Raw genomic sequence first — 22,907 nt, forward strand, 5'->3', positions numbered from 1 at the left:
AACCCTTTAACCCATTATGTTTGCTGATTTATTACAATCCTCTTATTTCGCACTCTTCCTCATCGTAGCCTTAGGCTTCATGCTGGGAAGAATCAAAATCAAAGGACTCTCGCTCGACGTTTCCGCCGTGATCTTCATCGCCCTGCTATTCGGGCATTTCGGCGTGGTCATTCCGAAAGAATTAGGTAACTTCGGACTGGTACTGTTTATCTTCACCATCGGTATTCAGGCAGGTCCGGGATTCTTCGACTCCTTCCGGAGCAAAGGCAAGACGCTGATCATCATCACAATGCTGATTATCTGCTCTGCCGCCTTGACTGCCGTCGGGCTGAAATACGCTTTCGGCATAGACACCCCCAGCGTTGTGGGGCTGATAGCCGGCGCTCTGACCAGTACGCCGGGACTTGCCGTAGCCATCGACAGCACCCATTCCCCGCTGGCATCCATCGCTTACGGTATCGCCTACCCCTTCGGCGTTATCGGCGTTATCCTCTTTGTCAAGCTGCTGCCCCGCATCATGCACATCGACCTCGATAAAGAAGCCCGCCGCCTGGAAAAAGAACGCCGCAGCCAGTTTCCCGAACTGGACACCTGCATCTACCGCATAACGAACCCTACTGTATTCAACCGCAGCCTGATGCAGATTAATGCACGCGCCATGACCGGAGCAGTCATCTCCCGGCACAAGCACGGCGAACTGATTTCCATTCCTACAGCACAGACCGTGCTTCACGAGAACGACTACATACAAGCCGTAGGCAGTGAAGATGCCCTGAACCAACTTGCCGTGCTGGTAGGCGAACGTGAAGAAGGCGAACTTCCGCTGGCAGACACGCAGGAAATAGAATCTCTGCTGCTGACCAAGAAGGACATGATAAACAAGCAGTTGGGTGATCTCAATCTAATGAAGAACTTCGGCTGTACCGTCACCCGCGTCCGCCGAAGCGGTATCGACCTCTCCCCCTCTCCCGACCTCGCGCTGAAGTTCGGCGACAAGCTGATGGTGGTGGGCGAGAAAGACGGAATCAAAGGCGTGGCACGCCTGCTGGGCAACAATGCCAAGCAACTGTCCGACACGGATTTCTTTCCCATCGCAATGGGTATTGTGCTGGGAGTGCTGTTCGGCAAACTGAACATATCGTTCTCTGATACACTTTCATTCTCTCCGGGTCTGACGGGCGGCATCCTGATGGTGGCGCTCTTCCTGAGTGCCGTCGGCAAGACGGGGCCTATTATCTGGTCCATGTCCGGTTCTGCCAATCAACTGCTGCGACAATTGGGATTACTGCTGTTCCTGGCGGAAGTCGGGACATCGGCCGGCACGAATCTGGTGGCTACCTTCCAGGAAAGCGGATGGTTGCTGTTCGGTGTAGGTGCGGCGATTACTTTAGTACCGATGTTGGTGGCCGCTCTTGTAGGTCTGTTTGTATTCAAAATCAGCATCCTCGATTTGCTGGGTACCATCACCGGTGGCATGACCAGTACGCCGGGACTTGCCGCCGCGGATTCTATGACGGACAGCAATATCCCAAGCGTGGCCTACGCAACGGTTTATCCTATCGCAATGGTATTCCTTATTTTGATTATCCAGGTGATTGCAAGCGCGGTTTATTAAAGAAATGAGAAAATACAGCCGAGAGGAAGCCATCAGCAGAATGAATGCACTGGCAAAAGCTAATGTGCCCTTCCTCTTTATTGTAGACTATAAACAAGAACACGCGTACGTTGCAGAAAGGGACGAGATAGATGCCGCCTCCTGCCTTTATCAGTTTAGGGGAAACGGGAATGCTGCACCCGTTTCCGCCCGATATACAGGAGGAATAGACTGGGCATTCACCCCTCCCTCACCTGCCGAGTACAAATGCGCCTTCGACCTCGTAAGGCAAAACTTGCTGGCCGGTAACAGCTACCTGACCAACCTGACATGCAAGGTTCCTGTAACCACCAACCTGTCACTGAAAGAGATATTCCTGCATTCGAAGGCCACCTATAAACTATGGATGAAGGATGAGTTCGTCTGCTTCTCTCCCGAAATCTTTGTCCGCATAGAGGAGGGCAAGATAAAGTCCTTCCCCATGAAAGGCACCATCGATGCCACCCTGCCCGATGCAGAAAAGGCACTGCTGAACGATGTCAAGGAAGCCGCCGAGCACGCCACCATCGTAGACCTGATACGCAATGACCTGAGTATGGTTTCGGACCATGTAACGGTAACCTCCTACCGCTACATCGACCGTCTGCAAACCAATAAAGGTGCCATACTCCAGACCAGTTCCGAAATCTGCGGGGCTTTACCCGGGAATTATACAGAACACATTGGCGACATCCTTTTCAAACTATTGCCTGCCGGTTCCATCACCGGCGCCCCCAAGCCCCGAACCATGGAAATCATTGCAGAAGCAGAAGATTACGAGCGGGGATTCTACACGGGCGTCATGGGATATTATGCAGACAAGCAGCTGGATAGTGCCGTCATGATACGCTTCATTGAACAGGAAAACGGACAGTTCTATTTCAAAGCCGGAGGCGGCATCACAGCAAAAAGCCAATGGGAAAGCGAATACAACGAAGTAAAACAGAAAATATATGTACCGATTTATTGAGACCATACGCATCTGCAACGGAGAAGTCTGCAATACGGCCTACCATGACCAAAGACTGAACGACACCCGCAAGCACTTCTGGCCGGGAAGCAAACCGTTGCAACTAGCAGACTACATACGCCCCAACCAGGAAGCAGGAATAGTCAAGGCACGCGTAGTATATGGAAAGAACGGCATCGAAGAAGTTGGTTATGCCCCTTATAGTCTGCGTCGCGTACAATCTCTGGCACTCATCCAATCAGATACCATCGACTATACCTACAAGAGTACCGCACGTGAAGCACTGAACGAACTTTTTTCACTCCGGGGAAAGTGCGACGACATCCTGATAGTAAAACAAGGGTTACTGACAGACACCTCTATTGCAAACATCGCCCTTCTTGATACCGACAATCATTGGTATACCCCGCAGCACCCGTTGCTAAAAGGCACCAAACGGGCGGCACTACTTGATAAAGGCATTCTCCGGGAGAAGGAGCTCCGGCAGGAAGATTTATCCTCATTCTCCACCATCCGGCTTTTCAACGCAATGATAGACTGGGGAGAACTGGAATTTCCGGTGCGGAATATCATTCCCTAAGATTCACTTTCCCATATCATTCAGATGTATCTCCAGCGCCTTGACCGAAATGTAGATTTCATAGACGGATATGGTCAACGAAATAATCAGCAGCACCAATGCCAGCCCGAAGATATAGACCGATGCCATGTATAGCTGAATATATATAAAGAACATGCTGACCACGCACAGCAACAGACTGCCGATACCCGTCACCTGCATAGCGCGCGTCAGGTAGAGCCGCTTCCGCAGGTTGGCAATCTGTGCAGCCTTCACCGAAGAAGGGTTTTCCACATATTGTTCTTTCAAGGTACGCACCAGTTGAGCATACGACAGAAAGCGGTTGGTATACGCCAGCATAATCAAAGAAATGGCCGAGAACAGCAAGGCAGGGGTCGTTAAATCTATTTCCATATTATCACATCTTTAAATATTAAGTAAACAGCGCTGCATCTTTTTCAGAATTGCAAAAGCAAATATAAGGTTTGCCGAACAAGAATCAGCAAGAACAGACCGTTTTTTTCCGAATTGCGAGATTTCTATTTATCTTTGTATCAACTAACCCCAAACCCGAATAACATGGAAACAAGAACAACACCCAACCGAATCACGGAATTAAATCCCGGAGAAATCTTTGTCTTCGGCAGTAACCTGGAAGGAGCACACGGCGGAGGCGCCGCATTACTTGCCTGGCGCAAGTGGGGTGCCGTTTGGGGACAAGGCACCGGATTGCAGGGACAGACCTACGGCATCCCCACCATGCATGGTGGTACGAAAGCCATAAAACCCTATGTAGACGAGTTTATCCACTTTGCCCAAGCACATCCCGAGATGACTTTCCTCGTCACGGAGATAGGTTGCGGCATTGCCGGATTCACACCGGCACAGATTGCCCCACTGTTCGAAGCAGCAACAGATGTCCCCAATATCTATCTGCCTCAACGTTTTTGGGAGGTACTGAATGCAAAATAACAAAGATTTATCCTACTTTTGCATCGACAACAAGTTCTTTACCACCGTTATATAAGAAATACGACTATGCGATATCTCATTTCTGCTCCCTCCGCGCTGCACGCCAGCATCCAGTTACCGGCATCCAAAAGTATCAGTAACCGTGCACTCATCCTGCATGCCCTTGCCCACGGCAGCCTCACGCCCTGCAACCTGAGCGATTGTGACGACACCCGAGTCATGATACGTGCCCTCGACGGCAATCCCGAACACATCGACATCCTCGCCGCCGGAACCGCCATGCGCTTCCTCACCGCTTACCTCAGCGTGACACCGGGCACCCGCATCATCACCGGCACACAACGCATGCAGCAACGCCCCATCCGCATCCTCGTAGATGCCCTGCGCGAACTCGGCGCACAGATAGAATACGTAGGAAACGAAGGTTTCCCGCCCCTACGCGTCACAGGCACGCAGTTGAAAGGCGAACAGATCAGCCTTGCCGGAAATGTAAGTTCACAATACATCTCTGCCCTGCTGATGATAGGTGCCGTACTCCCCAAAGGTCTGCATCTACACCTGACGGGCGACATCATTTCCCGCCCCTACATCAACCTGACCCTGCAACTGATGCGCGACTTCGGCGCACAAGCCGACTGGGCCACGGAAAGCAGCATCGTCGTTCGTCCCGGTGGTTACCGCGACGTAGCATTCACGGTGGAAAGTGACTGGAGCGCTGCCTCCTACTGGTATCAGATGATGGCACTCTCTATAATGAAAAATGAAACATTAAAAATGAAAGGAGAAGAGAAGGAGGGGCAGGCAGCGCCCGAAGTAGAGTTGCTCGGACTCTTCCCCCGCAGTTACCAGGGCGACAGCCGCGGCGCAGAAGTCTTCTCCCGCCTCGGCGTCCGTACGGAATACACCGACCGCGGAGTGCGACTGACCAAAATCGGAACACCCGTTGCCCGCCTCATCGAAGATATGGTAGACATCCCCGACCTGGCGCAAACCTTTGTCGTGACTTGCTGCCTGATGAATATCCCTTTCCGCTTCACCGGGCTACAAAGCCTCAAAATAAAAGAAACAGACCGCATCACCGCCCTTATCACCGAATTGCATAAACTGGGCTACGTGGTACGCTCCGAACAAGACAGTATCCTGATGTGGAACGGCGAACGCTGTCCGGCAGAGCCTGCTCCCGTCATTGCCACTTACGAAGACCACCGTATGGCAATGGCATTTGCCCCCGCCTGCCTTGTACTGCCCCAAATACAAATAGATGAACCACAGGTCGTTACCAAATCTTATCCTGCTTACTGGGAAGACTTGCAAAAGGCGGGATTTAAAGTCTGCCAAGATGCAATGCAATCTTAGAATAAAGCTTTTATTCTTAGGAATACAGCCTTTATTCTTAAGAATACAGCCTTTATTCTTAGGAATAAAGGTTATATTCCAAGATTAGGATGCATCCAAAGTAGTTTTATACTACGTTCCAAGCAAGTAATGCCTGCGTCGGCTGGAAGTAATCTGCCCATCTGCAAGCTGAATCATTATTTTGTTGTGTGCAAAACAATGTGTATCTTTGTCCGTTCTATTTAAAGGAACACATTTTTCAGAGAAAGGAAACCCATGTGGATACTGATTATTAGCCTGATTGCCCTTGCCCTCGTAGCTGCCGTTGCGGGAGTGATACGCAACCGGAAACTACAAAAAAAGATTGACCGCGGCGAACTGGATGCCATGCCCGAAGTGCAGGAAGTGGATATGGAATGCTGCGGACAGCACGAAGTCTGCGAGCGGGACAGTCTGCTGGCTGCCGTCAGCAAGCAGATAGAGTATTACGACGACGAGGAACTGGACAGGTACATCGGCGTCAGTCCCGATGCTTATACGCCCGAGCAGGAAGATGAGTTCCGCGACGTGTTCTACACCATGCAGGATACCGATGTTGCCGGCTGGGTGCGTAGCCTGCAATTGCGCGGCATCGCATTGCCGGACAATATAAAGGATGAGGTGTTCCTCATTATCGGAGAACGACGGATTACCCCTCATTCTTGAATCATCCTGACTTAACTTTTAATTTTTAATTAAATAAATGGATCTGCTGCAATATACCTTCTTCCAACATGCCCTCATCGGCAGCCTGCTGGCAAGCATTGCCTGCGGGTTGATAGGAACATACATCGTCACCCGGCGGCTGGTATTCATCAGCGGCGGATTGACGCATGCTTCTTTTGGCGGCATCGGGCTGGGACTCTATACCGGCATTTCGCCGATATTGTCGGCTGCCCTGTTCGCCGTGCTTTCAGCTTTCGGCGTAGAGTGGCTCAGTAAGCGGAAAGACATGCGGGAAGATTCTGCCATTGCCGTATTCTGGACGTTGGGAATGGCACTCGGAATCATGTTCACCTTCCTTTCGCCGGGATTTGCGCCCGACCTGTCGGCCTATCTCTTCGGGAATATTCTTACAATTACGCTGACCGACATAGCACTGCTGGGAGGGCTTGCCGTGTTGCTGATACTGTTCTTCATACTGTATCTGCATCCTATCATCTACGTAGCTTTCGACCGGGAGTTCGCCCGCTCGCAAGGCATCCCCGTACAAGTGTTCGAATATGTACTGATGATGTTCATCGCACTTACCATCGTGGCATGCCTGCGCATGGTGGGCATCGTGCTCGTCATCTCCCTGCTCACCATTCCGCAAATGACGGCAAACCTGTTCTCGCACCGGTTCCACCGTATTATCTGGCTTTCCATCGGCATCGGCTACCTCAGCTGCCTGGGCGGCCTGATGATTTCGTTCTACCTGAACGTACCTTCGGGAGCATCCATCATATTCTTTTCCATCATTATTTACGCAATTTGCAAAACCGGAAAGAGTTTTTATCTATCTTTGCAAAAGCGAAAATAAGCATTCATCACAGATTACACATGGAAATTAAAATTCAGTCATTAGACCAGATTCATGAAGCCGCCCGCCAGTTCATCGCTGCTATGGGCGACAACACCGTCTTTGCTCTCTACGGGAAAATGGGAGCCGGCAAAACGACCTTCATCAAAGCCGTTTGTGAGGAACTGGGCGTTTCAGACGTCATCACCTCCCCCACCTTTGCCATCGTCAACGAATATCGCTCCGACACGGCCGGCGAACTGATTTACCACTTCGACTACTACCGCATCAAGAAGCTGGAAGAAGTGTACGACATGGGATATGAGGACTACTTCTACAGCGGTGCCCTCTGCTTCATCGAATGGCCGGAATTGGTTGAAGAACTGCTTCCGGGAAATACCGTAAAAGTCACCATCGAAGAGGTGGAGAATGGTGAACGCAAGCTCACTATGGAAGAACTGGGATAGTCTCTCCCCTTAATCTTTTCTGAAAAGTGAGCCAATATATCATCCAAGGAATCTTTGCCGTAGCAGGCATTATCTCCCTGCTGGCCGCCATTCTCGACTGGGAATGGTTTTTCACAGCCCGAAACTCCCAGTTTATCGTACAGAATGTCGGCAGGCGACAGGCACGCTGGTTTTATGGTGTACTGGGCGTTATCCTTATCGGCACGTCCATATTCTTCTTCCTGAATACGCCACCGGCAGTATAGACATAAAAAAACGCGGATGAACCGATGCTCACCCGCGTTTTCTTTATAGTTTTCGAACAGACTACTCTCCGCCAAGAGATTCCGTATATTCCATCTCACCCTGTACGATGAAGAGGATTTCTTCCGGATCATAATCACCCATTTCATCTTTATGGGCTTCCTTGACAATATAGTCCACGATTTTTCCTAAATCAATCTCGATGTATCCATCCTCATCGGGCTGTGCATCAAGGATGCCGCTCTCGGAATAGTACTCGTCAATCAAATCGAGGAAATAATAGAACTCGTCGTCGGAGAATTTCTCCTTCAACTCCTGCGGCAAATAATTCTTGATGTATTCGATGGTCTTTTCGTCATCGACATCATTCTGCAAAAAATCGTCTTCCATTCCCATATCTTTATTATTTAAAGGGTTAGTTCATTTACAAGGTACAATGTACATTATAACAGTGCCTCTATCTTGCCTGCAAAGACTGGCTTGGGAGCAGAACCAACCTGCTTGTCTACCTGTTTTCCGTCTTTGAAGAACAATACGGTAGGGATGTTGCGAATACCGAATTCAGCGGCTACATCGCTGTTCTCATCGATGTCACACTTGCCGATGAGCACTTTACCTTCGTATTCGGTTGCCAGTTCATCGATGATAGGTCCTACCATCTTACAAGGTCCGCACCACGGTGCCCAAAAGTCCATAACTACAGGTTTACCTTCTGCCAGGAGTTCCTGAAAATTGCTGTCTGTAATTTCTAAAGCCATTTCTTTTAATATTAAATATTAACTATAAATCGTTAGTTCACTATCAATTTTAAGATACCAATCTTCCATTGATGAAGCAAAGATAATTAATTAATCCGAAACTCAAGGTCGGGGCGCTCTTTTAAATATGTGATAAGATCGCGCCCTACCGAAAGCTTCACTGGACGGGATACCAGGTCAACAGTCATCTTGCTGTCCGGGTCCACCACCTTGAAATAAAGTTCCGTATTGCCGGGGCGTTCCTTCGTAAGCACTGCCAGTTCGGTTACTAAAGCCTTGTTCAGTACACTGAGCGGGATGAGGATTGTTATCTTCTCAATCAGCTTCTCCTTGACGTCGGGCAGCAGTTCCATAGAGGTTATCTTCAATTCCAGTTCCTCCGGACGCCATTGCTTGGGCTGGCAACGAGCTTTGATAAAGAGGAAAGTACGCTCTCCGAGATATCCTTGATAGGTTACCCAGTCATTGCCGAAGAACGGAAGCTCTGCCGAACCGGAATAGTCCTCAATCTTGGCGATGCCATAAGGATTACCGTTCTTGCTGATGCCACGACGTACGGAAGTAACGATACCTCCCATCGTAATTTCACGCCCTACAAGTGCCGTTTTATCTTCCAGTTCCGCCATGTGCGTGTTACAAACATGCTCCAGAACAACGGAATATTCGTCCAGCGGATGGGCAGAAAGATAGATACCGACCAAATCGCGTTCTCTATTCAGACGGTCGAGGTCGCTCCAACGTTCGGCCGGAAGTATTTCCGGAGTGGCAATGTCAACCACATTTTCGCCACCGAACAGGGAATTGGCAGCAGCAGCCTTGTCCGCCTGATAGCGGTTGCCATAGCGTACCAGTGTTTCGATGAATACCTCGTTCTTTGAATTCACGGCAAAATATTGCTCGCGGCTCAACTCCGGGAAACTGTCGAAGCCACCTGCCAAGGCAAGGCATTCGATGTTCTTCTTGTTGCAGGCATTCAGGTTGACGCGTTGCACAAAATCGAAGATACCCGTGTACGGGCCGTTCTTCTCACGTTCTTCCATGATGCTCTGCACGGCACCTTCGCCCACACCCTTCACGGCACCGAGTCCGAAGCGGATATTGCCTTCCTTATTAACGGTAAACTTCAGGTTACTCTCATTTACATCCGGTCCCAATGTATTGATGCCCATTGCCTTACACTCGTCCATCAGTTTCGTGATATCGGTGATGTTCGATAAACTTCGGCTCATGACGGCGGCCATATATTCTGCCGGATAGTTTGCCTTCAGGTAGGCTGTCTGGTAGGCTACCCAGGAATAGCAGGTGGCATGAGACTTGTTGAAGGCATAGGAAGCAAATTTCTCCCAGTCGGCCCAAATCTTCTCAAGCACTTTCGGATCGTGTCCGTTCTTTTGTCCGCCTGCAATGAATTTCGGCTTCATGTGGTCCAGCTTGTCACGCAGCTTCTTACCCATCGCCTTACGCAAAGCGTCGGATTCACCACGGGTAAAGTCGGCAAGCAGACGGGACAGAAGCATCACCTGCTCCTGATATACAGTAATGCCATACGTATCTTTCAGGTACTTCTCCATAACGGGAATATCGTACTCGATAGGTTTACGCCCATGCTTACGGTCAATGAAATCGGGGATATAATCCATCGGTCCCGGACGATAGAGAGCGTTCATCGCAATCAGGTCTTCGAAAGTAGAAGGCTGCAACTCCCGCAGGTATTTCTGCATACCGGCAGACTCGAACTGGAATGTACCGACTGTACGGCCATCACTATACAACTTATAAGTAGCAGGGTCGTCAATGGGTACTTTATCTATATCCAGTTCCAGGCCACGGTGCAGACGCACATTTGTCACGGCTTCCTTGATGATGGACAGGGTTTTCAGCCCCAAGAAGTCCATCTTGATCAGTCCCGTGTCTTCAATAACCGAACCTTCATATTGGGTAACGAGCATCTTTTCGCCCGTCTCCTTGTCATCGGCGGTACTTACCGGTACCCAGTCCGTTATATCATCGCGGCAGATAATCGTACCGCAGGCATGTACACCCGTACCGCGCACGTTACCTTCGAGCATCTTGGCATATTTCAGCGTATCACGCACCAAAGGATCGGGAGAGGCTTCTGCCGCTTGCAATTCGGGTACGTATTCAATGGCATTCTTCAGATTCAGTTTCTTGTCCGGTATCTTATCCGGTACCAATTTGGCCAGACGGTCGGACTCCGACAACGGCAGCTTCTGCACACGGGCAACGTCCTTAATGGCAAGTTTAGTGGCCATCGTACCATAAGTAATGATATGAGCCACTTTTTCCTGCCCGTACTTATTGGTCACCCAACGAAGCACTTCGCCGCGTCCGTCATCATCGAAGTCGATATCGATATCAGGCAACGAAATACGGTCGGGATTCAGAAAACGCTCGAACAGCAAATCGTACTTGATAGGGTCGATCTTTGTAATCTGCAAGCAGTAGGCCACTGCCGAACCGGCTGCCGATCCACGTCCCGGGCCGATAGAAACTCCCATGTTGCGTCCTGCTGCAATAAAGTCCTGCACAATGAGGAAGTATCCCGGGAAACCCATTGTCTTCATGATGTGCAACTCGAACTTCAAGCGTTCCATCACTTCATCCGACAGCGGATCGCCGTAGAAAATCTTCGCCCCGTCGAAAGTCAGTTTGGCCAGATAGTCCGCTTCCAGCTTGATACGGTATAATTTCTCGTAACCGCCCAAACGTTTGATCTTTGCCTTGGCGTCTTCCTCACTCAGCACGACATTTCCATTTTCATCCTGGGTGAATTCATCGAACAGGTCTTTCTCCGTGTATTTTTGGCGATATCCTTCTTCCGTTCCAAAATCTTCGGGAATGGCGAAAGTGGGCATGATGGGCGCATGGTCAATGGAATAATATTCCACTTTGTCCAGTATCTCCAACGTATTGGACAAGGCTTCGGGAACATCCTCAAACAAGGCGTTCATCTCCGCCTTTGTCTTCATCCATTCTTGCTTGGTATAGAGCATGCGGCTCGGATCATCCAAGTCCTTGCCCGTACTGAGGCAAATCAAACGGTCGTGCGCCTCGGCATTCTCTTCATCTACAAAATGAACGTCGTTGGAACAGATCAGTTTGATGTTATACTTCCTGGCATATTCCATCAGTTTGGCATTTGCCTTTTGCTGCAAGGGGTAGGCTTCGTGGTTGGCACGCGGCACGGTAGCTTTATGTCGCTGAAGTTCCAGGTAGTAATCGTCGCCGAAAAGATTCTTATACCAGCGGACGGCTTCTTCGGCTTCTTCCAGTTGGTCGTTGATAATTCTTTTGGGAACTTCCCCACCGATACAGGCCGAGCAGACAATCAGTCCTTCGTGATACTTTTCCAACTCGCTGCGGTCGGTACGCGGACGCATGTAATATCCTTTTGTCCACGCGCGGGATACTAATTTAATCAGATTATGATACCCTTTTTCATTCTTTGCCAGCACTATCAGGTGATAACCGCTCTGGTCCTGTTTGCCTTCTCTTTTATCCATCGTGCGGCGTGCCACATACATCTCACAACCTATAATAGGTTTGAACAACTTGTTTTCCGCCTCCACAATCTTTGCACGGCAATCTGCAATTTCAGCATCTTTGTCCTCGCATGCTATTTCACCGCTCTCAATGCCGGCAATCCGTTTTTTAAGATCTTTTATCTCTCCCTTCGGACCGCTATTCTTCTTATTGACGTAATTGGTGAATTCTTTAATACCGAACATATTGCCATGATCGGTTACGGCAATACCCTTCATTCCATCCTTCATAGCCTTGTCAACCAGCCTGCTGACGCTTGCCTGGCCATCCAGAAGCGAATACTGGGTATGGACGTGTAAATGAACAAAATCCTGCATAAATAGTTCCTTTCTGTTTAGAGCATAAAAGTACAACCTATATAACACCTAACAAAAATATTTCCCAAAAAGTTATCAACACTTGCATTTCTCTCCCTAAATCCTTGTTAGATTTTCAAATTAAGTCTATTTTTGCAAATAATTTCTTTCTAAAATAGCAAATACGATATACATGGGTCGATTAAAAAGATTAAAAAAGATACGCATACACCGTGAAGGGACACATACATTGGCAGGCAGCCTGGTGCTGATACTGGCAGTCAACGCCATCCTTTTCTTCGGACTGGAGTGCAAAATTCCTTTTTACGTAGTGGCGGCTGTCAGTCTCATAGTATATGGAATACTGGTGAATTTCTTCCGCTGTCCTATCCGCTTATTCGGACAAGATACAGAGAAAGTAGTAGTAGCCCCTGCCGATGGCAAGATTGTTGTGGTAGAGGAAGTGGAAGAAAACGAATACTTTCACGACCGCCGCATCATGGTATCTATCTTTATGAGCCTGGTGAATGTGCATGCCAACTGGTATCCGGTGGACGGTACCGTGAAGAAGGTATGGCACAAAAACGGTAAGTTCATGAAGGCCTGGCTGCCCAAAGCCAGTACCGACAATGAACGTTCCACCGTCGTGATAGAAACTCCCGAAGGTGTGGAAATCATGGCACGCCAGATAGCAGGAGCCATGGCACGCCGCATCGTGACTTATGCCGAACCGGGCGACGAATGCTATATCGACGAGCACATGGGCTTCATCAAATTCGGTTCCCGTGTAGATGTATTTCTGCCGCTGGGCACGGAAGTGCTCGTGAAACTGGGACAACTGACTACCGGTAACCAAACCGTGATAGCCAAACTTTAATAACTAAACTACAATGCCAAACTGTATTACCCGCCATATTCCCAATACGCTGACCTGCCTGAATCTGTTCTCCGGGTGCATTGCTTGTGTCATGGCATTCGAGGCTAAGTACGAATGGGCACTCGCTTTCATCATTATCAGTGCTACATTCGATTTCTTTGACGGCATGATGGCACGTGCATTGAATGCACACTCCGTTATCGGAAAGGATCTGGACTCCCTGGCAGATGATGTAAGTTTTGGTGTGGCTCCTTCTTTCATCGTATTCTCCCTGTTCAAAGAGATGCAATATCCGGGCTGGATGGAAAGCATAGCTGCTTTCTTTCCTTACCTGGCCTTCCTTTTATCTGTATTTTCGGCATTACGACTGGCAAAGTTCAATAACGATACCCGCCAGACAAGTTCTTTTGTAGGACTTCCGGTTCCGGCCAATGCGCTGTTCTGGGCTTCGCTGGTGACGGGTGCGCACGATCTCCTGACATCCGACAGCTTCCATCCAGTCTACTTGCTGCTGCTGGTTTGCCTTTTCTCGTGGTTGCTGGTTGCCGAGATTCCGATGTTCTCCCTGAAGTTTAAAAGTCTGTCGTGGAAAGACAATAAGGTAAGTTTTATTTTCTTGATTGTATGCATTCCGTTCCTTATCTTTTTAGGGATTTGCAGCTTCGCAGCAATAATCGTCTGGTATATCCTACTTTCTCTTATTACAAGAAAAAGTAAATAAACAAAATCTTTGGCACGGTTGTTGTGTTATAGTTCGTATAAAACGAACGCATAAAAAGACATTAGCCCATGTTTCACATTTTAGGATTCTTATTTATCATTATAATCGCCATTCTGCTCATTGGCCTCAGCATTATCGGCACTGTTGTCCGGAGTATCTTCGGATTGGGCGGCCGCCGTACATCTTCCTCTTCCGGCGGATATGCCTATAATAAGAACGAACAGACCTCACATTCATCTTCCAATGAAACAGAGCCTGAAGAAGGCGAACTACGCCCCAGGCATAAAAAGCTGTTCTCTAAAGATGAAGGGGAGTATGTGGATTTTGAGGAAGTAAAAGATTAGTAATTACGGGTTAGCGCCGTTTGGCTGCAAAGAACTCTTTCATTAGTAGAGCACATTCTTCGGCCAATATTCCCTTTACTACCACCGTTTTAGGATGCAGCGCCTGCGGGGCAAAACGTTGATATCCCCGTTTCTCATCTTCCGCACCGAATACAAGCTTTCCCATCTGTGCCCAAGCAATGGCACCGGCACACATCACACAAGGTTCTACGGTTACATACAGCGTACATTCATTCAGGTATTTCCCGCCGAGTGTGGCGGCTGCGGCAGTAATGGCCTGCATTTCGGCATGTGCAGTGACATCTGTCAGTGTTTCTGTCAGGTTATGGGCACGGGCGATGATACGGTCTTTGCAAACTACCACTGCACCCACGGGCACTTCGCCCCCTTCACCTGCCTTTTGCGCTTCGAGGAGTGCTTGCTTCATATAGTGCTTATCATCCATAATCACCTCCTCATATCGTGCTCGCCAAACAGCGTCGGATAATCCTCCTCCATATTCTTGTGGATAAACATGAGAATAGTCTCCCTGAGCCAACGCGACTTGTTCGTTATCTTATATTTCTCAAGATAACGGTCCACAATCCGCTGTTCCTCTTCGCTCATCAAGCACACCATGCGCTGTTCACGCTTCGGCTCTTCGGGCGTTGCTTTTGCACACATTTTATCTCTCTTTCTCATATTTCCTGCAAAAATACGTTTACTTCTGTAAAAACAAAACAGAAAAAAGATTAATTTTGTATCGAAACGGCTAAAAATGAAAGGAAAAGAAACAATGGCAGCACACAACGCCCTGGGAAAAGCAGGAGAAGACGCCGCAGTAGCATATCTGGAACGTAACGGTTATACCATACGCGACCGGAACTGGCGGAAGAACCATCTGGAACTGGACATTGTTGCCGCCAAGGATGAAGAACTGATCATAGTGGAAGTGAAAACCCGCAGTAATACGGATTACGCCGAACCGCAGGAAGCGGTGAACTGGCAGAAAATACGCCGTATTGTCGTGGCGGCCGATGCCTACATCAAGCACTTCTGCATAGACGCTCCCGTCCGTTTCGATATCATCACGGCTATAGGAGATGCCGGTGCTTTCAAGATAGAGCATATCAAAGAAGCCTTTTATCCGCCGATGTTCTGAACTAACTTAATACTAAAGACCAATGGATATAGAAACCGCCCGCGAATATTGCCTCAGCAAGAAGGCAGTCACCGAATGCCTCCCGTTCGACGAATACTCGCTTGTGATGAAAGTCATGGATAAGATGTTTGCACTCATCGACCTGGAAGGTGCCAACAAAATCTGTTTGAAATGCGACCCGGAATACGCGCTCGAACTGCGCGAACGCTATTCTGCCATTGAAGGGGCTTATCACTTCAACAAGAAATACTGGAATCAGGTTGCCCTGAACGGTGATGCTGATGATAAGCTGATAAAACAATTGATAGACCACTCTATCGAAGAAGTATTGAAGAAATTCACTAAGAAAATGCGTGCCGAATATGAAGCCCTGCCCTGAAACATTCCCCTACCCGCTGATTGCCTTGGATAAGACGGATTCCACGAACCAATATCTCAGCCGGCTGTGCAACGACCTGCAAGAAGGCATTGCCGAACTTACCACCGTTACCTCCGAATTCCAAACCGCCGGCAAAGGCCAGCGCGGCAATACTTGGGAAGCCGAAGAAGGCAAGAACCTGCTCTTCAGCTTCGTACTTTACCCTAGTTTCCTGGAAGCGCGCCGCCAGTTCATCCTTTCGCAAATCGTCTCTCTTGCCATCAAGGAAGAACTGAGCAGATGGTCGAATGAATTTACCATCAAATGGCCGAACGATATTTATTGGAGGGACAAGAAGATCTGCGGCATACTGATAGAGAACGACCTCTCCGGGCACTGCATCCAGCGCTGCATTTCCGGTATCGGAATAAACATCAACCAGGAGACATTTCAAAGTGATGCCCCCAACCCCGTTTCTTTGCGGCAGATCACCGGAAAGGAGCACGACCGCTACGAGATACTCGCCCACATCCTGAGACGTGTAGAAATCTACTATAAGGGGCTGCAAATGGAAGATTTCGCCATCTATTCCGATGAGATTTCCACCCGCTATGCCCGTTCGCTCTTCCGTCGCCGAGACTTCCATCCTTACGAAGATGCCAACGGACGGTTCCTTGCCCGCCTGCTGCGCGTAGAACAAGACGGACGGTTTGTGCTCGAAGATGAGAGCGGAAAGGAAAGGGAATACTTATTTAAAGAGGTTCAATATATTCTGTAACAATGAGGTTGTATCAAAACTTTGATAGACATATCATTCTGTCATTCAGAACGAAGTGAAGAATCCCTTCTCTCATCATAATGGGAGAAGATTCTTCGGGTTAAAGCCCTCTGAATGACAGAATGAAAGCTGAATTTAGTTTTGATACAACCTCATAGCATAACGTGCGCAGCAAAGCACTACTCTGCCTCAAGCACCACCTCTGCTCCTTGCAGAAGAGGCGAAGTAAACTTCACACGCACCGTTCCTGCCTCTCCCACGGTCTGTATGTATGCCAGCAAACGTCCGTGGTACACACGCTGGCGATTGTCCGTATAATCTCCCATATCGCTATTGTCGGAACCTTCGAGACCGAGCAGGCGGGCCGGGCCTTCGATGTGGCAAGTAATGTTATTATCGCCCAACTTCACGATGGTGCCATGTTCATCCACCACTTCTACCGTGATGTGTGCCGTGGCACGGTCCTTGGAAAGCGTGGTGCGGTCGGCAGTGACGCGCAGCGCATAAGGACGGCCGGATGTCTTGATCGTATAGTTGGACAGAACATTTCCGGCTGCATCGCAACCCTCGGCACGCAGTTCTCCAGCCTGATAAGGAATGTCCCAATAGATAATGCCGGTCTTTTCGTCGTAAGGTTTCATCTCTCCCACTACTTTTCCGTCGAGCAGCAGGCGCGCCTGCAGAGCATTGGTGTAACAAACCACACGGATATTCTGTCCCGGATCGTAGTTCCAAACATCTAATGCATCGGGAGATAAGTAGGTGCGATTCGGATATCGAGGATTACTGTACGCAGGGTAGGTACCGATATAAGTAACCGGTTTCTCGCTCCAAAGCGAAGCACGGAAATGGGCGCGGGGTTTGGGGAAACTGCCGAAGTCGAGCAATCCGGTGTTCAGCCCGCGGGAAGGCCAGCGACCCGACTCACCAAGATAGTCCGTACCCGTCCAGATGAACTGTCCGAAGATAAAGTCCTTGTTCTTCACGGCATACCAGGCATCAATGCCGGAACCTGTTTCGCTTCCGTAGATAACGCGGTTGGGGTAAGTGGTATGGTCCATGTCGTAGCGATCTTCCGTATAGTTATACCCCACTACATCCACTGCATCGGGATATTCTGTTTCGTTGGACATGACAACACCTGCCAGGGCTCCGGTCACGGGGCGGGAAGTGTCCACTGCACGTACACAAGCCGCCAGGCGCTTGGCAATGACTCCGATGCGCATGGCGTCGGGGGCATCGGGCTTGTAACCGCCAAACATAGGCTGATTGATTTTAGAGCCGTCGAGGACGGGATGAGAATATGGGTCGTTGGGGTAATCCACCTCATTGCCGATGCTCCACAAGAAGATGGAGGGATGGTTGCGGTCGCGGCGCACCATATCGGTAATGTCCCGCTCTATCCACTCCTCAAAGAAGTCGAAGGAGCCGTCGAAGCTCGGCGTACCTACGTTCCAGCCTTCCACCCATTTGCGTTTCGGGAATTCCCATTCGTCCGAAACTTCGTCCATTACGAGGAATCCCAAACGGTCGCACAGGTCATAAAGAACCGGCGCCTGCGGATTGTGGCTCATGCGGATGGCATTGACACCTATCTCCTTCAGGTTCTTCAGGCGGCGTTCCCAGACTTCTTCGGGCACTACGGCACCCAGCACGCCGGCATCATGGTGCAGGCATACGCCTTTTACCTTCATCCAGCGGCCATTGAGGGCAAAGCCTTTATTGGCATCAAAGTCCAGTGTGCGGAGGCCTACTTGGGTTTCGCTGCCGTCAATGCGCTTGCCGTTGCTGAACAATTCTGTCTTCAACGTATAGAGATAAGGGTCATCCAGATTCCAGCGATGAGGATTGGAGACTTTCAGAGAGAGGGCAGCTTTGGTTATGCCTTGCCGGCCGTCGGCCACACGCGTGCGACGTTGTGCTACCAGTTTGCCTGCGGCATCATACAGGGCTGCCGACAATTCAAGCTTGTCGTTCGTTGCCACATGCTTCTCCACCTCCATGCCGACGGCTACGGTAGCCTGCCGGTCGGTCAGTGAAGCGGCATGCCAGGTCACTCCCCACTGGGCAAGATGCGTTTCGGGAGCGGCCACCAGCCATACGTCGCGGTAGATGCCCGAACCGGTGTACCAGCGCGAATCGGCATAGCGGCTGTGGTCTACGCGGACAGCCAGTACGTTGTCGCCTTCTTTCAAGTAAGGGGTCATATCATAAAGGAAAGAGACGTAACCGTTGGGGCGCTTGCCCAGCAGATGTCCGTTCAGATATACTTCGCTGCGGTTGTAGACGCCTTCGAAATAGATGTAGTGGCGGGCAGCATCGTCCGTCACGCGGAAGTGCTTGCGATACCAGGCTATGCCGCCGGGCAAGTAGCCGGTGCAGCTTGCCAGCGAGGGCGACAGTTGTCCTTCGACGGACCAGTCATGCGGCAGCATCAGTTTGCGCCATCCGCCGTCGTCGAACGAGGGCTGGGCGATGGCCGGGTCGTCTGTCAGTTGGAACAGCCAACCGTCATTGAATTTCGCGGCATCACCGAACGAGACCTGCGCCTGCGCCGAAATTGCTGCAGAAGCCGCAATCAGGAATAGAACGGCAGCCATCAAATTCTTAATATACATTTTCATACCTATTATATTTGAAGTTAAACAATATCCTTGGGTAGCAAAGGTAGCCCTTTTCTATCGGGCAAAGGATTACTTATCATGCAAAAGACACCACATATCGTTCAATATGAGGGGGAATCGGCTATCGCAAGCTATAAACTACGGTCGTTACGCTGCCTGCTTCCAGCACCACCTGTCCTCCTGCCGCAACGGTGCCTTCCTGAAGGTTCTTGCTTCCCGTAGTGGTGTAGGTGGTTATCGCCTTCGCCTCGCCGCTCCACCCGGCATGTGTCTCGGTCAGGCGGACATTCTTCTCGGCCAGGTTGGTATAGACAGCTACTATCTTATCGCCTTCGGGCGACATCCAGGCAGAGCCGAAGAAGCTGCGCGACTCATTCAGCTGGAGCGCAATGCGCCGGTAGCCCGGACGGATGAACCGGCTGTAGTTGCCAAGCACCCAGAGTGTAGCGGTGGCCTGATAGCTGCCTTCCTGCTCGATGTCGCCGTACTCGCCGCCGGCGGGCATGAGCGAAATCAGGAGAAAGCGGTTCTTATGTCCCCACCGGGGTGCGTCTATCGAGGTCCAGTAGCTCCAGGAAGAAACGCCGGCCACGGTGAGATCGTTGTGGATAACCTTCGACATATAGAGGGCGATGTCCATTTCACTCGCCGCATCGTAGCCTACGAATTCGGAACTGCTATAGCCATCGCCCAGCATACTCCACTCGCTCTGCCACACGTCGACACCGTAGCGCTCGGCGGCTTGGGCAAGTTGACGGCGCACGCTGCGCATACCGTCCCAAGTGCCGTCGGTCCAGTAGCTATGTCCGCAGATGAGGTTCTTCACATGGGACAGGTCGCCTACGTAGGCCGTAGAGCCGGGGGTGAAGAAGGCAGACAGGACATTGCTACGGTTGGCGTCGGTCTTCGTCTTGTAGAGGTATTCCCAATCGCCGGACTCGCCCAGCAGGATGTCGGTGGAAAGGCCTTTCGCGGAGAGTGCCGCATCCAGTTCGCGCGCCAGGCGGGCTACTTCATCGTTGGTCCAACCACTGCCTTCCTGACCGCTGTCCCAGTTGTACTGCGGTTCGTTGACGGGTGAGATGTGGCTTACATTGTAGCCCTCGCTCGCATAGTGGTCAGCCACGTCGGCCATGTATCGGGCAAAGTCGCCGTAATGTTCCGGTTTCAAGTTGGAAGTGCCGCCTTGGGCGGAGAAGCCCTTGCCGTTGTAGGTATATTGCACGGGAGGCGTATTGCTGAAAAGAATGAAGTTGCTGCATCCCAGTTCCTTGGCACGGTTCATAAAGTAGCGCTGCCCTTCGCAGCGGGTCCAGTCCAGCGTCAGGTCGTCGGTCAGGTAAGACTCTGCACGGTGGGATTTATCCTCAAGACCGCTCGCCTCACCTTGCTGTGCAGTGCCGCCGCCCAGGTTGACGCGCCATTGTGAAAGGCCAATCCCCTTCGGCTTGCCGTTCACTATTTCCGAGGAGAAAAGAAGTTCGGTAATGCCGGCACGGCTCGAAGTCCAGGAGCGGCCTACGTAGGCAGGCGACCAGCAGTCCGAGGCACCGAATCCGGCCATCGTCTGGAAGGTTTGACCGGCATCGATGGTTACCAGTTTCTCCACACTGTTCGTAATATCCGGTCCGTCGGGGGTATCGGGCGTATCGGGTGTTGCGGGAGAGTCGTCGCTGCAAGCCATGGCAGAGATAAACAGCGGAAGGATGAAAAAACATTTCAGTTTCATGGTATTCTAATATGATTAAATAAGACCTATTGAGTAATTCGCACACCTTCGGGCACCCGAAAAACGGAAGATAGACCTCTGTCTTGCACCTCCGCGCACCGGAAAACAGGAAACAGACCCCTGTCTTGCACCTCCGCGCACCGAGGAAACGGAAAACAGACCCTGTTTTGTACCTCCACACACCGAGGAAATGGAAAACAGACCTCTGTTTTGTACTTCCGCACACCGAGGAAACGGAAAACAGACCCCTGTTTTGTACTTCCACATACCGAGGAAACGGAAAACAGGGCTCTGTCTTGCACTTCCGCACACCGAGGAGGTGAGGGAAAGGGTTAATTCCAGCCCGGGTTCTGAACGATAGAACCGTTGGACATCGTGATTTCGTACAGCGGAATCGGGAATACGAAGTCGCGGTTCTCGTTGAAACCGATACCCTTGTCACTGGCTTCGCCCTGGTTTTCCCATTCGTAAGAGTCGCGGGTGGCGGCATCAGTGTTATACTTCACGAAGGTACCGTTTACGCCCATCAGGTTACTGATCATCTTCTTGCCGTTATCATCGGTCCAGCGACGGATGTCGTAGAGGCGGTTCTGTTCCCAAGCCAGTTCCAGACGGCGTTCCAAGCGGATGGCCTTGCGGAGTTCGCTGCCGCTGGCTGTAACCTCAGCCAGTTTGACGCGCTTGCGCACCTGATTGAGAGATGTGCGTGCCGAAGCGTCATCGCCCAGTTCATTGCAAGCCTCGGCATACATCAGCAGCACATCGGCATAGCGAAGGATGCGGTGATCGAGAGGAATCTTGTCGATGTTATATACCTCGGGACGCTTGTCCATAGGCACAAAGTACTTGCGGACGATACGTGCCGACTTGTGCTGTGCCGGGTCGATGATATAGCAATCGGGGTCCCAGCCATATTTCTCGATATACGTATCGTAGAGGGCCATGTCCTTGCTGTTCTGGACGAATGCATCGAAGTTATCCTCACCGGCAATCTCGGTACATCCGGTCTTGATGATGGTCCAGCGGAGGCGCTCCGTATCACCTGCATCAATATAAGCTTGCTCAAGGTTAGCGGTAGGTTGTCCCCAAGACCAACCGTCGCCCGGGCCGTTGCGCGCACCGGTGATTACGGTCAATGCACCACCCAGGGAGTAAGTACCATCATACATATACTGCACTTCGAACAGGCTTTCTTCACTGTTGTTGTGGTCTACGCTCCACACGTCACCAAAGTTGTCGAGCAGCTTATACTGGTTCTCGTCGATGACAGTCTTCAGCACGTCATGCGCATCCTGCCACTTGTCTTGATAAAGATAAACCTTTCCCAGCAAGCCCAAGGCAGCACCGCGTGTAGCACGTCCCATGTCCGAAGCAGCATACGCGCTACGTTGCGGCAGTACGTCGGCAGCAGCCTTCAGGTCGTCTTCGATGAACTTATATACATCCTCTGCCGAAGCACGGGTAATGCCCTGTATCTCTTCGGGCAGCAAGAAGCTCGTAACAAGAGGCACACCGCCAAAGTTCCTCACCAGCTCGAAGTAGAAGTATCCGCGCAGGAAGCGGGCTTCGGCCACCAGGCGGTTCTTCATCGCCTCGTCCGAGAACTCGGCCTGCGAAATACGCTCTACAGCTACGTTGCAGCGCAAGATGCCTTTGTAACGGTATTGCCAGAAGTTGGAGATGGCGCCGTTGCTCTGTCCCGTTCCCTGATAGTGCGCCAGGGAGATGTAGTCGCTCTGGCTTTGGCTCGTATTCCCCATCCAGCCGTCGTCGCTGCACATTTCGGAGAGCAGCCACACGGTATTGATGTTCCACCAACCGCCAAAGGTAATGGCCTGATAGCAGCCGGTGATGAACGACTCGGCTTCTTCCACGCTCTGGAAGTAAGTATCAAGGTTCTGTTGCCCGCGTACATCCTCCGTCAGGAAGTCGTCACAAGAAGTGAACATCAGCGTGGCAATCAATGTCAATATTGCTAATATCTGTTTCATAGTCTAC

The 22,907-nt window shown here is 50.6% G+C and carries 24 protein-coding genes; 15 read left to right on the plus strand and 9 right to left on the minus strand.

The genetic code is table 11. The features are described from left to right. The first annotated feature begins 16 nt into the window (after window positions 1-16). The 3 genes from AAE250_RS10525 to AAE250_RS10535 are packed head-to-tail and all read left to right on the plus strand — an operon-like array spanning window position 17 to window position 3,183. Window positions 17-1,615, plus strand: coding sequence for an aspartate:alanine exchanger family transporter (locus AAE250_RS10525; RefSeq protein WP_294595857.1), 1,599 nt, complete (start codon window positions 17-19; stop codon window positions 1,613-1,615). Between the two features lie 4 nt (window positions 1,616-1,619). Then, complete coding sequence (locus tag AAE250_RS10530) at window positions 1,620-2,603, plus strand: aminodeoxychorismate synthase component I (protein ID WP_294595855.1); 984 nt, start codon at window positions 1,620-1,622, stop codon at window positions 2,601-2,603. Next, window positions 2,587-3,183: an aminotransferase class IV family protein gene (locus AAE250_RS10535; RefSeq protein ID WP_294595854.1), complete on the plus strand. Its 597-nt coding sequence runs from the start codon at window positions 2,587-2,589 to the stop codon at window positions 3,181-3,183. Before AAE250_RS10530 ends, AAE250_RS10535 begins: the two co-directional genes overlap by 17 nt. A gap of 3 nt (window positions 3,184-3,186) precedes the next feature. On the opposite strand, the gene AAE250_RS10540 is transcribed toward AAE250_RS10535, so the two are convergent. After that, window positions 3,187-3,576 carry a DUF2721 domain-containing protein gene (locus AAE250_RS10540; protein WP_294595852.1) on the minus strand — a complete coding sequence of 130 codons (390 nt, stop codon included), beginning with the start codon at window positions 3,574-3,576 and terminating at the stop codon, window positions 3,187-3,189. Between the two features lie 165 nt (window positions 3,577-3,741). Between AAE250_RS10540 and AAE250_RS10545 the strand changes: the two genes are divergently transcribed. The 6 genes from AAE250_RS10545 (at window position 3,742) to AAE250_RS10570 (ending at window position 7,721) form a co-directional block, all read left to right on the plus strand. Further along, window positions 3,742-4,134, plus strand: coding sequence for an A1S_2505 family phage non-structural protein (locus AAE250_RS10545; RefSeq protein WP_294595850.1), 393 nt, complete (start codon window positions 3,742-3,744; stop codon window positions 4,132-4,134). A 66-nt stretch (window positions 4,135-4,200) separates the two neighbouring features. Then, window positions 4,201-5,490 carry a 3-phosphoshikimate 1-carboxyvinyltransferase gene (locus tag AAE250_RS10550; protein ID WP_294595849.1) on the plus strand — a complete coding sequence of 430 codons (1,290 nt, stop codon included), beginning with the start codon at window positions 4,201-4,203 and terminating at the stop codon, window positions 5,488-5,490. Between the two features lie 255 nt (window positions 5,491-5,745). Beyond that, the gene (locus AAE250_RS10555; protein ID WP_294595848.1) at window positions 5,746-6,174 is read left to right on the plus strand and encodes a phospholipase; all 429 of its coding nucleotides are present in this window, start codon (window positions 5,746-5,748) and stop codon (window positions 6,172-6,174) included. 37 nt (window positions 6,175-6,211) lie between these two features. Beyond that, a complete protein-coding gene (locus AAE250_RS10560) occupies window positions 6,212-7,030 on the plus strand; it encodes a metal ABC transporter permease (protein WP_294595846.1) in 819 nt (272 codons plus the stop codon). Window positions 7,031-7,050: 20 nt separating this feature from the next. Further along, entirely contained in the window at window positions 7,051-7,476 is a 426-nt protein-coding gene (tsaE, locus tag AAE250_RS10565) for a tRNA (adenosine(37)-N6)-threonylcarbamoyltransferase complex ATPase subunit type 1 TsaE (RefSeq protein ID WP_294595844.1), read from the plus strand. A gap of 26 nt (window positions 7,477-7,502) precedes the next feature. Beyond that, window positions 7,503-7,721: an immunity 17 family protein gene (locus tag AAE250_RS10570; protein WP_294595842.1), complete on the plus strand. Its 219-nt coding sequence runs from the start codon at window positions 7,503-7,505 to the stop codon at window positions 7,719-7,721. Between the two features lie 61 nt (window positions 7,722-7,782). Here AAE250_RS10570 and AAE250_RS10575 read toward each other — a convergent pair whose 3' ends face one another. The 3 genes from AAE250_RS10575 to dnaE all read right to left on the minus strand — a co-directional run bounded on the left by AAE250_RS10575 (window position 7,783) and on the right by dnaE (window position 12,358). After that, the gene (locus AAE250_RS10575) at window positions 7,783-8,115 is read right to left on the minus strand and encodes a hypothetical protein (protein ID WP_294595840.1); all 333 of its coding nucleotides are present in this window, start codon (window positions 8,113-8,115) and stop codon (window positions 7,783-7,785) included. 47 nt (window positions 8,116-8,162) lie between these two features. After that, window positions 8,163-8,477, minus strand: coding sequence for a thioredoxin (trxA, locus tag AAE250_RS10580; protein WP_294595838.1), 315 nt, complete (start codon window positions 8,475-8,477; stop codon window positions 8,163-8,165). 86 nt (window positions 8,478-8,563) lie between these two features. Beyond that, complete coding sequence (gene dnaE / locus AAE250_RS10585) at window positions 8,564-12,358, minus strand: DNA polymerase III subunit alpha (protein WP_294595836.1); 3,795 nt, start codon at window positions 12,356-12,358, stop codon at window positions 8,564-8,566. 172 nt (window positions 12,359-12,530) lie between these two features. Here dnaE and AAE250_RS10590 point away from each other — a divergent pair, with 172 nt between their 5' ends. From AAE250_RS10590 to AAE250_RS10600, 3 genes are all read left to right on the plus strand, one after another. Continuing rightward, on the plus strand, window positions 12,531-13,214 hold the full coding sequence (locus AAE250_RS10590; RefSeq protein ID WP_294595834.1) for a phosphatidylserine decarboxylase family protein: 684 nt from the start codon (window positions 12,531-12,533) through the stop codon (window positions 13,212-13,214). Window positions 13,215-13,227: 13 nt separating this feature from the next. Beyond that, complete coding sequence (gene pssA / locus AAE250_RS10595; RefSeq protein ID WP_294595832.1) at window positions 13,228-13,935, plus strand: CDP-diacylglycerol--serine O-phosphatidyltransferase; 708 nt, start codon at window positions 13,228-13,230, stop codon at window positions 13,933-13,935. A gap of 68 nt (window positions 13,936-14,003) precedes the next feature. Continuing rightward, window positions 14,004-14,279 (plus strand): DUF4834 family protein, encoded by a 276-nt coding sequence (locus tag AAE250_RS10600; RefSeq protein ID WP_294595830.1) that lies wholly within the window; start codon window positions 14,004-14,006, stop codon window positions 14,277-14,279. A gap of 10 nt (window positions 14,280-14,289) precedes the next feature. Here AAE250_RS10600 and AAE250_RS10605 read toward each other — a convergent pair whose 3' ends face one another. Continuing rightward, window positions 14,290-14,724 (minus strand): nucleoside deaminase, encoded by a 435-nt coding sequence (locus AAE250_RS10605; protein WP_294595828.1) that lies wholly within the window; start codon window positions 14,722-14,724, stop codon window positions 14,290-14,292. Between the two features lie 2 nt (window positions 14,725-14,726). Then, window positions 14,727-14,960: a hypothetical protein gene (locus tag AAE250_RS10610; RefSeq protein WP_294595826.1), complete on the minus strand. Its 234-nt coding sequence runs from the start codon at window positions 14,958-14,960 to the stop codon at window positions 14,727-14,729. Window positions 14,961-15,054: 94 nt separating this feature from the next. Here AAE250_RS10610 and AAE250_RS10615 point away from each other — a divergent pair, with 94 nt between their 5' ends. Genes AAE250_RS10615 through AAE250_RS10625 form a run of 3 tightly spaced genes read left to right on the plus strand, consistent with a single transcriptional unit; the run spans window position 15,055 to window position 16,556 of the window. Continuing rightward, the gene (locus AAE250_RS10615; protein ID WP_294595985.1) at window positions 15,055-15,420 is read left to right on the plus strand and encodes a YraN family protein; all 366 of its coding nucleotides are present in this window, start codon (window positions 15,055-15,057) and stop codon (window positions 15,418-15,420) included. A 22-nt stretch (window positions 15,421-15,442) separates the two neighbouring features. Continuing rightward, window positions 15,443-15,799: an MmcQ/YjbR family DNA-binding protein gene (locus AAE250_RS10620; protein WP_294595825.1), complete on the plus strand. Its 357-nt coding sequence runs from the start codon at window positions 15,443-15,445 to the stop codon at window positions 15,797-15,799. Next, window positions 15,783-16,556 carry a biotin--[acetyl-CoA-carboxylase] ligase gene (locus AAE250_RS10625; RefSeq protein ID WP_294595823.1) on the plus strand — a complete coding sequence of 258 codons (774 nt, stop codon included), beginning with the start codon at window positions 15,783-15,785 and terminating at the stop codon, window positions 16,554-16,556. The genes AAE250_RS10620 and AAE250_RS10625 overlap by 17 nt, the downstream gene beginning before the upstream one ends. 179 nt (window positions 16,557-16,735) lie before the next feature. Here the strand turns inward: AAE250_RS10625 and AAE250_RS10630 are convergent, their stop codons facing one another. From AAE250_RS10630 to AAE250_RS10640, 3 genes are all read right to left on the minus strand, one after another. Further along, window positions 16,736-19,174, minus strand: a complete 2,439-nt coding sequence (locus AAE250_RS10630; protein WP_294595983.1) for a sugar-binding domain-containing protein — start codon at window positions 19,172-19,174, stop codon at window positions 16,736-16,738. 127 nt (window positions 19,175-19,301) lie between these two features. Continuing rightward, window positions 19,302-20,909 carry a glycoside hydrolase gene (locus AAE250_RS10635; RefSeq protein WP_294595820.1) on the minus strand — a complete coding sequence of 536 codons (1,608 nt, stop codon included), beginning with the start codon at window positions 20,907-20,909 and terminating at the stop codon, window positions 19,302-19,304. Between the two features lie 332 nt (window positions 20,910-21,241). Then, the gene (locus tag AAE250_RS10640) at window positions 21,242-22,900 is read right to left on the minus strand and encodes a RagB/SusD family nutrient uptake outer membrane protein (RefSeq protein WP_294595817.1); all 1,659 of its coding nucleotides are present in this window, start codon (window positions 22,898-22,900) and stop codon (window positions 21,242-21,244) included. Between the last annotated feature and the right edge of the window lie 7 nt (window positions 22,901-22,907).

It is taken from the genome of Bacteroides sp. GD17, assembly GCF_038448625.1.
GTDB lineage: Bacteria > Bacteroidota > Bacteroidia > Bacteroidales > Bacteroidaceae > Bacteroides.

Excerpts from the sequence above, each read along its gene's own strand:
- AAE250_RS10625 (WP_294595823.1), top strand. The coding sequence starts at position 15,783 with ATGAAGCCCTGCCCTGAAACATTCCCCTACCCGCTGATTGCCTTGGAT.
- AAE250_RS10575 (WP_294595840.1), bottom strand. The coding sequence starts at position 8,115 with ATGGGAATGGAAGACGATTTTTTGCAGAATGATGTCGATGACGAAAAG.
- AAE250_RS10590 (WP_294595834.1), top strand. The coding sequence starts at position 12,531 with ATGGGTCGATTAAAAAGATTAAAAAAGATACGCATACACCGTGAAGGG.
- tsaE (WP_294595844.1), top strand. The coding sequence starts at position 7,051 with ATGGAAATTAAAATTCAGTCATTAGACCAGATTCATGAAGCCGCCCGC.
- AAE250_RS10600 (WP_294595830.1), top strand. The coding sequence starts at position 14,004 with ATGTTTCACATTTTAGGATTCTTATTTATCATTATAATCGCCATTCTG.
- AAE250_RS10630 (WP_294595983.1), bottom strand. The coding sequence starts at position 19,174 with ATGTATATTAAGAATTTGATGGCTGCCGTTCTATTCCTGATTGCGGCT.
- AAE250_RS10530 (WP_294595855.1), top strand. The coding sequence starts at position 1,620 with ATGAGAAAATACAGCCGAGAGGAAGCCATCAGCAGAATGAATGCACTG.
- AAE250_RS10535 (WP_294595854.1), top strand. The coding sequence starts at position 2,587 with ATGTACCGATTTATTGAGACCATACGCATCTGCAACGGAGAAGTCTGC.
- dnaE (WP_294595836.1), bottom strand. The coding sequence starts at position 12,358 with ATGCAGGATTTTGTTCATTTACACGTCCATACCCAGTATTCGCTTCTG.
- AAE250_RS10610 (WP_294595826.1), bottom strand. The coding sequence starts at position 14,960 with ATGAGAAAGAGAGATAAAATGTGTGCAAAAGCAACGCCCGAAGAGCCG.
- AAE250_RS10550 (WP_294595849.1), top strand. The coding sequence starts at position 4,201 with ATGCGATATCTCATTTCTGCTCCCTCCGCGCTGCACGCCAGCATCCAG.
- AAE250_RS10620 (WP_294595825.1), top strand. The coding sequence starts at position 15,443 with ATGGATATAGAAACCGCCCGCGAATATTGCCTCAGCAAGAAGGCAGTC.
- AAE250_RS10540 (WP_294595852.1), bottom strand. The coding sequence starts at position 3,576 with ATGGAAATAGATTTAACGACCCCTGCCTTGCTGTTCTCGGCCATTTCT.
- AAE250_RS10555 (WP_294595848.1), top strand. The coding sequence starts at position 5,746 with ATGTGGATACTGATTATTAGCCTGATTGCCCTTGCCCTCGTAGCTGCC.
- AAE250_RS10560 (WP_294595846.1), top strand. The coding sequence starts at position 6,212 with ATGGATCTGCTGCAATATACCTTCTTCCAACATGCCCTCATCGGCAGC.
- pssA (WP_294595832.1), top strand. The coding sequence starts at position 13,228 with ATGCCAAACTGTATTACCCGCCATATTCCCAATACGCTGACCTGCCTG.
- trxA (WP_294595838.1), bottom strand. The coding sequence starts at position 8,477 with ATGGCTTTAGAAATTACAGACAGCAATTTTCAGGAACTCCTGGCAGAA.
- AAE250_RS10640 (WP_294595817.1), bottom strand. The coding sequence starts at position 22,900 with ATGAAACAGATATTAGCAATATTGACATTGATTGCCACGCTGATGTTC.
- AAE250_RS10615 (WP_294595985.1), top strand. The coding sequence starts at position 15,055 with ATGGCAGCACACAACGCCCTGGGAAAAGCAGGAGAAGACGCCGCAGTA.
- AAE250_RS10545 (WP_294595850.1), top strand. The coding sequence starts at position 3,742 with ATGGAAACAAGAACAACACCCAACCGAATCACGGAATTAAATCCCGGA.
- AAE250_RS10635 (WP_294595820.1), bottom strand. The coding sequence starts at position 20,909 with ATGAAACTGAAATGTTTTTTCATCCTTCCGCTGTTTATCTCTGCCATG.
- AAE250_RS10525 (WP_294595857.1), top strand. The coding sequence starts at position 17 with ATGTTTGCTGATTTATTACAATCCTCTTATTTCGCACTCTTCCTCATC.
- AAE250_RS10605 (WP_294595828.1), bottom strand. The coding sequence starts at position 14,724 with ATGGATGATAAGCACTATATGAAGCAAGCACTCCTCGAAGCGCAAAAG.